10 protein-coding genes and 1 pseudogene are annotated in these 10,298 nt (G+C 71.3%); 2 read left to right on the top strand and 9 right to left on the bottom strand.

Annotated elements, in window-relative coordinates; genetic code table 11:
- Positions 1 to 122: 122 nt before the first annotated feature.
- The 3 genes from ACSNOC_RS25280 to ACSNOC_RS25270 all read right to left on the bottom strand — a co-directional run bounded on the left by ACSNOC_RS25280 (position 123) and on the right by ACSNOC_RS25270 (position 1,762).
- Positions 123 to 761, bottom strand: a complete 639-nt coding sequence (locus ACSNOC_RS25280; RefSeq protein WP_436749884.1) for an aminodeoxychorismate/anthranilate synthase component II — start codon at positions 759 to 761, stop codon at positions 123 to 125.
- Positions 758 to 934 (bottom strand): hypothetical protein, encoded by a 177-nt coding sequence (locus ACSNOC_RS25275; RefSeq protein ID WP_436749883.1) that lies wholly within the window; start codon positions 932 to 934, stop codon positions 758 to 760. The genes ACSNOC_RS25280 and ACSNOC_RS25275 overlap by 4 nt, the downstream gene beginning before the upstream one ends.
- An 84-nt stretch (positions 935 to 1,018) precedes the next feature.
- Positions 1,019 to 1,762 carry a DUF881 domain-containing protein gene (locus ACSNOC_RS25270; protein ID WP_436749882.1) on the bottom strand — a complete coding sequence of 248 codons (744 nt, stop codon included), beginning with the start codon at positions 1,760 to 1,762 and terminating at the stop codon, positions 1,019 to 1,021.
- Between the two features lie 111 nt (positions 1,763 to 1,873).
- On the opposite strand from ACSNOC_RS25270, the gene crgA reads away from it, so the two are divergent.
- Positions 1,874 to 2,131: a cell division protein CrgA gene (gene crgA, locus ACSNOC_RS25265; RefSeq protein ID WP_436749881.1), complete on the top strand. Its 258-nt coding sequence runs from the start codon at positions 1,874 to 1,876 to the stop codon at positions 2,129 to 2,131.
- A 228-nt stretch (positions 2,132 to 2,359) separates the two neighbouring features.
- Here the strand turns inward: crgA and ACSNOC_RS25260 are convergent, their stop codons facing one another.
- Both ACSNOC_RS25260 and ACSNOC_RS25255 read right to left on the bottom strand, forming a co-directional pair.
- On the bottom strand, positions 2,360 to 3,244 hold the full coding sequence (locus ACSNOC_RS25260; protein ID WP_436749880.1) for a rhomboid family intramembrane serine protease: 885 nt from the start codon (positions 3,242 to 3,244) through the stop codon (positions 2,360 to 2,362).
- A gap of 104 nt (positions 3,245 to 3,348) precedes the next feature.
- A complete protein-coding gene (locus ACSNOC_RS25255) occupies positions 3,349 to 3,882 on the bottom strand; it encodes a peptidylprolyl isomerase (RefSeq protein ID WP_436749879.1) in 534 nt (177 codons plus the stop codon).
- Positions 3,883 to 4,077: 195 nt separating this feature from the next.
- Here ACSNOC_RS25255 and ACSNOC_RS25250 point away from each other — a divergent pair, with 195 nt between their 5' ends.
- Entirely contained in the window at positions 4,078 to 4,557 is a 480-nt protein-coding gene (locus ACSNOC_RS25250; RefSeq protein ID WP_436749878.1) for a DUF5324 family protein, read from the top strand.
- Positions 4,558 to 4,564: 7 nt separating this feature from the next.
- Here the strand turns inward: ACSNOC_RS25250 and pknB are convergent, their stop codons facing one another.
- The 4 genes and pseudogenes from pknB to ACSNOC_RS25230 all read right to left on the bottom strand — a co-directional run.
- Entirely contained in the window at positions 4,565 to 6,610 is a 2,046-nt protein-coding gene (gene pknB, locus ACSNOC_RS25245; RefSeq protein WP_436749877.1) for a Stk1 family PASTA domain-containing Ser/Thr kinase, read from the bottom strand.
- A gap of 233 nt (positions 6,611 to 6,843) precedes the next feature.
- Positions 6,844 to 8,316 (bottom strand): peptidoglycan D,D-transpeptidase FtsI family protein, encoded by a 1,473-nt coding sequence (locus tag ACSNOC_RS25240; RefSeq protein ID WP_436749876.1) that lies wholly within the window; start codon positions 8,314 to 8,316, stop codon positions 6,844 to 6,846.
- Complete coding sequence (locus ACSNOC_RS25235; RefSeq protein WP_436749875.1) at positions 8,313 to 9,716, bottom strand: FtsW/RodA/SpoVE family cell cycle protein; 1,404 nt, start codon at positions 9,714 to 9,716, stop codon at positions 8,313 to 8,315. Before ACSNOC_RS25235 ends, ACSNOC_RS25240 begins: the two co-directional genes overlap by 4 nt.
- A gap of 17 nt (positions 9,717 to 9,733) precedes the next feature.
- Positions 9,734 to 10,298: pseudogene (locus ACSNOC_RS25230) on the bottom strand (protein phosphatase); the annotation flags it as partial.

Here is a 10,298-nt window from a genome sequence, read left to right as displayed (position 1 = left end):
GCGGAGGCCGATCGTCTCGGGGTCGGCGGCGGGCGGGTGGCCGGGGAGCGGGTCGGTCAGAGGGTCGTTGAGCGCTTCGATCGCCGCCTGGTAGGCGTCGTCCTCCGACCCCCAGGGCGTGGTCACGCCGGGCGCCCCACGACGGGGGCGAGTCCGTGCGAGCGCCCGACCGCGCCCGCGTCGCCGCAGACCGTCAGCCAGTTGGCCAGCATCCGGTGGCCGCCCCGGGTGAGCACCGACTCCGGGTGGAACTGCACGCCCTCCACGGGCAGTTCGCGGTGGCGCAGGCCCATGATGACGTCGCCGGCCCGGGCGGTGACCTCCAGCTCCGCGGGCAGCGTCGCCTCCTGGGCCGCCAGCGAGTGGTAGCGGGTCACGGTCAGCGGCGTGGGCAGTCCGGCGAAGACGCCCGCGCCCGTGTGCCGCACGTCCGAGGTCTTGCCGTGCAGCAGTTCGGGGGCGCGCCCGACCACGCCGCCGTAGGCCACCGCCATCGCCTGCATGCCGAGGCAGACGCCGAACACGGGGGTGCGGGTGGCCGCGCAGTGGTGGACCATGTCGACGCTCACACCGGCCTGTTCGGGCGTGCCGGGGCCCGGCGAGATCAGCACGCCGTCGAAGCCGCCCTCGCCCACGCGGTCCGTGCCGACCGCGTCGTTCCGCACGACCTCGCACTCGGCGCCGAGCTGGTAGAGGTACTGGACGAGGTTGTAGACGAAGCTGTCGTAGTTGTCGATGACGAGGATGCGTGCGGGGGTCACTGTCCGGTCTCCTGTCCCTCGTCGACGGTCACGTCGTTGAACGGCAGCAGGGGCTCGGCCCACGGGAAGACGTACTCGAACAGCAGGTACACCGCGCCCAGGACCAGCAGCAGCGAGATCAGCCCGCGCACCAGCACGTTGCCCGGCAGGTGCCGCCAGATCCACCCGTACATGGCTTCGCGTTCCCCTCCTGAGGTCTCCCGCGTGCGACGACGCGTGGTCCAAGCGTACGACGCGGGGGAGGGAGTGGTGTGTGCTCATTCGGTCGGGCGTGCGTGCTGGAGCGCGATGCCGCCCTCGTAGCCGGGCAGCGTCGTCCGGGTGTGCTCCTCGACGCGCCAGCCGAGGCCGTAGGCGGCGACGTACTGGCGGTAGGTGCGGATCGCCGGTGACGCGTCGAGCGCCGCGCGCAGCCGGTCGGGGTCGCCGATGGCGGTGACGGTGTAGGGCGGTGAGTAGAGGCGGCCCTGGAGGATCAGGGTGTTGCCGACGCACCGCACGGCGCTGGTGGAGATCAGCCGCTGGTCCATGACCGCGATGCCGTCGGCGCCGCCGGCCCACAGGGCGTTCACGACGGCCTGGAGGTCGTGCTGGTGGATGACGAGGTCGTTGGGGGACGGCTCGGGGACGTCGGGGACCAGGGCGGTGGCGTCCGGCGGGGCGTCGGTGAGGGTGACCGTGAGGCCGGGGCCGGTGAGTCCGGTCAGGCCGGCGGACTGTTCGAGGAGGTCGAGGCGGCGGCGCTCGGCGGGGTCCAGCGGGCGGTCGTCCCCGGCGAGGGCGTCGAGTTCGTCGCGGAGGGCGGCGGTGTCGGCCTCCAGGGCCGCGTTGTCGCGGGCCCGCTCGCGGATGAGGTCGGACATCTGGAGCAGGGAGTCGTCGGTGCGGATGTTGTTGCCCTGGGCGACGGTGAAGCTGAGCCAGAAGAGCAGGCCCGCCAGCGCGAAGACGGCGACGGTGCCCAGCCGTATCGGCCGCAGGGGCGGGCGGGAGCCGATCACCGTGACCCTGGTCTCCTTTATCGGGCGGGGACGCACTACGCTAACGGACGATCCCATAGCTCCGCGCTGACCGGCGCGATCAAGGCAGCGCGATCGACAGGAGAGCTCCTCGTGCCGAAGTCCAGGATCCGGAAGAAGAAGGACACCTACGCCCCGCCCGAGAAGCGGACGCCCACGAAGATCGACATGGGCGGACGCCGCTGGGTGGCGCCGCTGATGCTCGCGATGTTCGTGATCGGGCTGGCCTGGATCGTGGTGTACTACGTCACTCAGGCCGACCTCCCGGTGGAGTCCCTGGGGAACTGGAACATCGTGGTCGGCTTCGGGTTCATCGCGCTGGGGTTCGTGGTCTCCACGCAGTGGAAGTGACGCCCCGCGCGGCGTCCGGCGAGTTATCCACAGCTCGCCCGAACATCACAAGATCTGTGGATAACTGAGTGAACGCGGGAACGCCCGTCCGAGCCGCGCGGGCCGCCGCACCCCTGTCGGCCTGCGGAAACGCGGGTCGGTGCAGGTCAGGGACGCGCCGTCCACAGCCCGCGCAGGAACCGACACCGGCTGTGGATAACTCTGGATCGCCGTGGATAACTTTCCGGCTCAGCCGTTCAGAAGCTGAGCGGTCCTGATCACGCAGGCGATCACGAGGACCGCCAGGACCAGGGCGCAGGTGCCCGCCTGGACCAGGGTCCGCCGCTCGCGCGGCGCGTTGACCATGGCGTACGCGATCGCCGCGCCCGCGACCAGGCCGCCGATGTGGGCCTGCCAGGCGATGTTCGACCAGGTGAACGTGATCACCAGGTTGATCGCCAGCAGGACCACGATGGGCCGCATGTCGGCCCGCAGCCGGCGCATCAGCACGGCCGTGGCGCCGAAGAGGCCGAAGATCGCGCCGGAGGCGCCCAGGGAGAGCTGGTTCTGCTCGGCCAGCAGATAGGACAGGGTGCTGCCGGCGAGCGCCGAGATCAGGTAGAGCGCGAGATACCGGATCCGGCCGAGCGCGGTCTCCAGCGGCGGACCGAGGAACCACAGCCCCAGCATGTTGAAGAGCAGGTGCCAGACCCGCTCGTGCAGGAAGGCCGCGGTCAGCACGCGGTACCACTGGCCGTCCGCGACGCCGATCCACTCGAAGGTCCTGCCGTCGATCGCGTACCCCAGCATGCCGAGGTCGGTGACCAGCCGGTCGCCCGCGATGACGACGCCCGCGAAGACCGCCAGGTTGAGCGCGAGGAGGATCTTGGTGATCAGCCGGGGGTCGTCGGTGACGGTGCCGCCGGCCAGCGTGCGGGGCCGGGCGGCGCGCGCCGCGCCCGAGGTGCCCTGGACGCAGTCCGGGCACTGGTGGCCGACGGGCGCGGAGATCATGCAGGAGGGACAGATGGGGCGGTCGCAGCGGGTGCAGCGGATGCCGGTCTCCCGGTCGGGGTGCCGGTAGCACCGCGCCAGACCGTGCCGCGGCTGCGGCTGTCCGAACTGCTCCGCCATGACGTCCCTTCCGACACCCACCCCCACAGGGCCTCACGGGGCCCATCCGGCCCCCTGATCCTACGGACAGGGGGCCGCGATGGTTCCCGGGCGGGGGTGGGAGGTCAGCCCTCGCGGGTGGTGATGGTGACCGACTCGATCACCACGTCCTGAACCGGGCGGTCGGTGCGGCCGTCGGTCGCGGTGTTGGCGATGGCGTCCACCACCTGCTGGCCGGCGGGCGTGGCGACCTCGCCGAAGATGGTGTGCTTGCCGGTCAGCCACGCGGTGGGCGCGACGGTGATGAAGAACTGCGACCCGTTGGTGCCGGGGCCGGCGTTGGCCATGGCCAGCAGGTAGGGGCGGGTGAAGGCGAGGTCGGGGTGGATCTCGTCCGCGAACTTGTAGCCCGGGCCGCCGGTGCCGTTGCCCAGCGGGTCACCGCCCTGGATCATGAAGCCGCTGATCACCCGGTGGAAGACCGTGCCGTCGTACAGCTTCTCCGTGGACTTCACGCCCGTGGCCGGGTGGACCCACTCGCGGGTGCCCTCGGCGAGTTCGACAAAGTTCTTGACCGTCTTGGGCGCGTGGTCCGGGAAGAGCCGGACCTCGATGTCGCCGCGGTTGGTCTTCAGGGTGGCGTAGAGCTGCTCAGCCACGATTTACCTTCCGTCTACGTCAGTGACGGTCCCCGATCCTGCCATGCGAGCGCGACACGCCACCCCTCCGGATGCTCGTTTCGCGCGCCGGGTCCCGGCCCACCCGGCATGATTTTGCGCATGATTTCCGCATGAGTGGACAACACGACTAGGCAGTGGGAAAACGCCACCAAGAAGCACAAGGAGGAGCAATCCATGAGCCACAACGGGAAGTCGGGGGTGCGGCACGCCGCGGACATGGTCACCCCGTACGCCGTGACGGCGAAGGACAGTGCGGTGCAGGCGGCCCAGCAGGCAGGGGCGTACCTGGGGCCGAAGGCCCGTCAGGCGGCGTTGCAGGCCCGCGTCAAGTACGCGACGCAGGTCGCCCCGCGGGTCGAGAAGGCGGTGGCCGCGGCGGGCCCGGCGAAGGAGGAGGCGGCGGCCAGGTCGCAGGCGGCGCTGTCGGCGCTGCGCGGCGAGGTCAGCCCCCGCGAGCTGCGGGCGGCCGTACGGCGCGGCCAGCGCCGGGCGCGGACCGGGCGGCTGGTGCGGCGGGTCGGGCTGCTGGGCCTGGTCGCCGGCGGCGCGTTCGTCGCGTGGAAGTGGTGGAGCGGCCAGACCAACCCGGACTGGCTGATGGAACCCTCCCCCGCCACCGAGGTGCCGGAGCCGGAGGAGGGAACCCTCGGCTGACGGGCGGTCAGTCGTCGCCCGCGCCTCCGAAGAAGTCACCGAAGTCGGTGCCGGAGTCGCCCTCGGCGCCGTTCCCGTTGCCGTTGCTGTCCCCGTTGCCGCCGTCGGCGCCGCCTTCCTGGCCGCCGTCGGCGCCCGGGTCGTAGGTGTAGACGGTGACGGGGGCGGACAGCTCGGCCTCCTCGCCGCCGTTCGGCGTGGTGTACATCACCACGGCGGTGGCGGTGTCGGGACCCTGGACGGTGATGTTCGTGAAGCCGGCGTTCTGCAGCGCGGTCCTCGCGTCGGCCAGCGGCTGGCCCCCCACGTTCGGCACCTCGGCCGTGGTGGGCTGGGTGCTGGACGGGATCGCGACGTAGAGCGTGACGATGCCGTTCGGCTCCAGCTGGGAGCCGGCGCGCGGATCCTGCTGGATCACGGTGTTCTCTTCGCGCGAGTCGTCGATCTGGTCGCGGCGGGTCACGGAGAACCCGGCCTCCTCCAGCTCCTGCTTCGCGGCGTCGAAGTCGTCCCCGACCACGTCGGGCACCTCGACGCCCGCCACCTCGGCGGCGACGGTGAGGGTGATCTCGGTGCCGGTCTCGGCCTCCTCGCCGGCGCCCGGGTTCTGCTCCAGGACGGTGCCCGGCTCCGCCGCGTCGGTCTCCTCGTCCTCCCGCTTGACCACGAAGCCCAGCTCTTCCAGCTCGGCCTCGGCGTCCTCGTAGTCCTGGCCGGTCACGTCGGGGATCTCGACCGTCTCGGGGCCCTCGGACATGATGATCGTGACGGTGGCGCCGCGCTCGGCCTCCTCACCGGCCGCCGGGTCGGTGGCGCAGACGGTGTCCGCGTCCTCCTCGCACGGGCGGCTGTCGCCCTCCTGCGGCTCGAACCCGGCGTTCTCCAGCTCCCGCTGCGCCTCCTCCAGGGACTGGCCGCTCACGTCGGGCACCTCCAGGGCGCTCTCCGGCGGGTCGCCGGCGAACAGCGCCCGGCCGATGAAGATGGCGCCGATCAGCACGAGGATGCCGGCGATCACCAGCAGGACGGTCGAGGTGTTCCGGTTGCGCTGGCGCCGGTCGGCCCGGCCGCCGTAGTCGTCGTAGCCGTACGCGTCGGGGTCGGACGCCGGCGGCATCATCTGGGTCGCCGGGTCGGCCGCGCGCAGGGCGGTGGTGGGCCGGTCGTCGTAGCCGTACGGGACGGCGCCCATCGCCGCGGTGGCGCCGACCGGGCGGCCGTCGAGGGCCGCCTCGATGTCGGCGCGCATCTCGTCGGCCGACTGGTACCGGTAGTCGGGGTCCTTCACCAGCGCCTTGAGCACGATGGCGTCGACCTCGGGGGCGATCTCCGGGTCGAAGACGCTCGGCGGCTGCGGCTCCTCGCGGACGTGCTGGTAGGCGACCGCGACCGGGGAGTCGCCGATGAACGGGGGCCGGACGGTCAGCAGCTCGTAGAGCAGGCAGCCCGTGGAGTACAGGTCGGAGCGCGCGTCGACGGTCTCGCCCTTGGCCTGCTCGGGCGACAGGTACTGGGCGGTGCCGATGACGGCCGCGGTCTGGGTCATCGTCATGCCGGAGTCGCCCATGGCGCGGGCGATACCGAAGTCCATCACCTTGACCTGGCCGGTCCGGGTGAGCATGACGTTGGCCGGCTTGATGTCGCGGTGCACGATGCCGTTGCGGTGGCTGTACTCCAGGGCCTGGAGGATGCCGACGCACATCTCCATGGCCCGCTCGGGCAGCAGCTTGCGGCCGGAGTGGAGCAGCTCGCGCAGGGTGGACCCGTCGACGTACTCCATCACGATGTACGGGATGGAGATGCCGTCGACGTAGTCCTCGCCGGTGTCGTAGACGGCGACGATCGCGGGGTGGTTGAGCGAGGCCGCGGACTGCGCCTCGCGGCGGAAGCGGGCCTGGAACGTGGGGTCGCGGGCGAGGTCGGCACGGAGCGTCTTGACCGCGACCGTGCGGCCCAGACGCGTGTCGTGGGCGAGGTAGACCTCGGCCATTCCCCCGCGGCCGAGCACCTGGCCCAGTTCGTACCGCCCGCCGAGGCGACGCGGCTCTTCCATGTTTCCAGCCCTCTCCGTTTGGTCCCGGGCCGTACCCCCTGGTCGGCCCTCGGGGCCAGGGGTCCAGGCCCTGGCTTACGGTACCCGGCGGGGGCGGGCCCACCGGACGGCGGTTGTCGGCCGATATGCAACCGGTATCGCCGGGTACCGGGACCGGCCGGGAAGGCCGGTCTGCGTGTATGACGTGTGTTCGGTGTGATCCGTTGCGCCGCGGCGGTCGCCGGGCCGGCGGATCACCCGGCGTTCTCGCCCTCCAGCACGGCCTCTATGACATCGATCGCGATCGGGGCGGCCAGCCCGCTGCCGGAGATCTGGTCGCGCTCGTCGGAGCCGTCCTCGACGACCACGGCGACGGCGACGGGCGAGCCCTCGTCGGTCATGGCGTAGGAGATGAACCACGCGTACGGCAGGTCCTCGTTGTTCTCGCCGTGCTGGGCGGTGCCGGTCTTGCCGCCGATGACGGCGCCCTCGATGGCGCTGGTGTCGATGGTGCTCTCCTCGACCATGTACTCCATGGCGTCCTGGAGCTGCTGCGCGGTCTCCGGGGACATCGGGCGGCTCATCTCGTCCGGCTCGTTCTGCTCGACCACGTTGAGGTTGGGGGCGACGAGCTGGTCCAGCATGGTGGGCTGCATGAGCGAGCCGTCGTTGGCGACGGCTGCGGCGACCATGGCCATCTGGAGGGGGGTGGCGCGGTTGGACGCCTGGCCGATGCCGGCCTGGGCGTTCTGCGGCCGGTTGTCCTCGGGGTAGGAGCTGGCGGTGGCGCGGACGGGGATGAACAGCTCCTCGTTGAAGCCGAACTCCTCGGCCGCCTCGATCATCGTCTCGTTGCCGAGGTCGTTGCTCAGGCCGGCGAAGACGCTGTTGCAGGACCAGCGGATCGCCTCGCGGATGGAGGCGTCCTCACAGACGTTCGGGATCTGGTTGGGCAGCTCGACGCCCGCCGTGTCCGGCAGGATGTACGGGTCGTCGTACTCGGTGTTCTCGTTGACGTCGTCCACCAGGCCGTTCTCCAGGGCGGCGGCGGCGGTGACCACCTTGAACGTGGAGCCCGGGGGGTAGGTCTCGCGCAGCGCCCGGTTGAGCATGGGGTCGTCGGGGTTGGCCTCCGGCTGGAGGGCGTCCCACGCCTCGACGTCCTCGGGGCTGCTGCCCGCGAAGGTGGAGGGGTCGTACGACGGGGTGGAGACCAGGGCGAGGATCTCGCCGGTGCGCGGGTCCAGCGCGACGACGGCGCCCTTGTGGTCGCCGAGGCCCTCGAAGGCGGCGCGCTGGGCGTCGGCGTCGAGGGTGGTCACCACGTTGCCCCCGCGCTGGTCCTCGCCGGTGAGCATGTCGATGGTGCGGTTGAAGAACAGCCGGTCGTCGTCGCCGGTGAGGATGGAGTCGTAGATGTTCTCCAGCTGGGTGGTGCCGTAGGTCTGGGAGGCGTAGCCGGTGACCGGGGCCCACATCTCGCCGTCGGTCCAGGTCCGCTTGTAGGCGAAGTCGGTGTGGTCGGTCTCGACGGAGCCGGTGATGGGCTCGCCGTCCACGATGATGTTGCCGCGCGGGTGGGCGTAGCGCTCGATGGCGACCCGGCGGTTGTCCTCGTGGTTCTGCAGGTCGTCGGCCTGGACGAACTGGACCCAGTTGACGCGGATCAGCAGGGCCAGGATGAGCAGGCCGCAGAAGACGGCAACCCGTCGCATCGGTTTGTTCATGTTGTCCGGACCACCTGAGTCTGTTCTGCGTCGAGGGAGGGCGCCGGCGCCGGTGCGGGGCGGCGGGCGGTGTCGCTGATCCGCAGCAGGAGCGCGACGAGGGCCCAGTTCGCGATGACCGAGGAGCCGCCCTGGGCGAGGAACGGCATGGTCATGCCGGTCAGGGGGATCAGGCCCGTCACGCCGCCGGCGACCACGAAGACCTGGATCGCGAAGATGCCGGAGAGCCCCACGGCGAGGAGCTTGCCGAACGGGTCGCGGGCGGCGAGGGCGGTGCGCATGCCGCGTTCGATGAGCAGCGCGTAGAGCAGGATGACGGCCATCAGGCCGGTCAGGCCGAGCTCCTCGCCGACGGTGGCGAGGATGTAGTCGCTCTTGGTGGCGATGCCGCCGATGAGCCGGGAGTAGCCCTGGCCGAGGCCGGAGCCGAAGAGGCCGCCGGAGCCGAAGGCGAACATGGACTGGGCGGTCTCGGTGACACCGTCGTTGGAGGCGTGCTCCAGCGGGTTGAGCCAGTTGTGGACGCGCTCGCCGACGTGGGCGTTCGTGTTGGCGACGAAGACGGCGCCGGTGGCGGAGAGCAGGAGGCCGAAGATGATCCAGCTGGTGCGCTCGGTGGCGACGTAGAGCATGACGACGAAGATCCCGAAGAACAGCAGCGAGGTGCCGAGGTCGGTCTCGAAGATCAGGATCATCAGGCTGATCGCCCAGATGACGAGGATGGGGCCCATGTCCCGGCCGCGCGGCAGGTAGACGCCCATGACGCGGCGGCTGGCCAGGGCGAGGGCGTCGCGCTTGACCATCAGGTAGCCGGCGAAGAAGACGGCGATGATGATCTTGGCGAACTCGCCGGGCTGGAGGGAGCCGACGCCGGGGATGGAGATCCAGATGCGGGCGCCGTTGATCTCCTCGCCGACGATGATCGGGGAGGCGAGCAGGATGAGCGCGACCACCATGGAGATGTAGGTGTAGCGCTGGAGGATGCGGTGGTCCTTGAGGAAGATCAGGACCGCGAGGAAGAGCGCGACGCCGACGGTGGACCAGATCAGCTGGTCGGGGGCCATGGGGCCGCCCAGGGCGTCGGTGGTGATGCCGGGCTCCTGGTCCAGGCGCCAGATGAGGACCAGGCCGAGGCCGTTGAGCAGGGTGGCGATGGGCAGCATCAGCGGGTCGGCGTAGGGCGCGTACCGGCGGACGACGAGGTGGGCGACGCCGGCGAGCAGGCCGAGTCCGAGGCCGTAGCCCAGCATGCCGGTGGGGAGGGTCTCCTCCTTGGCGAGGCCGACGTTGGCGTAGGCCAGGACGGGGATGAGCACGGCGAAGACGAGCATCGCCAGCTCGGTGTTCCGGCGGCTGGGCAGGCCGCCGGTGGAGACGGTGGTGTTGCTGGTCTGGCTCATTGCCTTCCGGCCTTAGGTCAGCAGTCCCGGGCGAGTTCGCGCTGGCGCTCGGACAGGGACGGGGTCTGGGGGGCGGCCTCCGGGTTGGACGCGTCCTTGCCGTCGCCCTCGCCGCCCTGCTCGTTCAGCTCGTTCTGCCGGTCGGCCTGTGCCTGCTCCTGCTCGGCGAGGAGGCGGCACGCCTCGGCCTGCTCGGCGAGCTCGGCGATGCGGTCCTCGGCCTCGCCGAGGCTGCCGGTGGAGATGGACTCCTCGACCTGGTCGCGCTGGAACCGCGGCAGGTGCTCCAGCCGGATCTCGGGGTGGTCCTGCTCGACGCTGCTGAGGCTGAGCGGGCCGAGGTCCTGGCTGATGCCCTGGTAGAGCGCGACGTGGTCGCCGTTGGCGCCGATGTAGTACTGGCTCTGGGTCCAGCGGTACCCGGCGTAGAGGGCGCCGCCGAGGACGACGAGGGCGAGCGCGACGAGGGCGGTGCGCTTCAGCGCGCGGCGGCCGGGGCGCGCGGGCAGGTAGTCGGCGTCGGTGAACGCGCCGAAGGCGCCGGCGGGCGGGCCGGCCACGCCGGGCGGGGGCGAGCCGGGC

It is taken from the genome of Streptomyces sp. URMC 129 (assembly GCF_051386415.1).
In the GTDB taxonomy this organism is placed as follows: domain Bacteria; phylum Actinomycetota; class Actinomycetes; order Streptomycetales; family Streptomycetaceae; genus Streptomyces.
The sequence above is the reverse complement of the archived record's forward strand: the minus strand, read 5'-3'. Positions and strand labels throughout refer to the sequence as shown.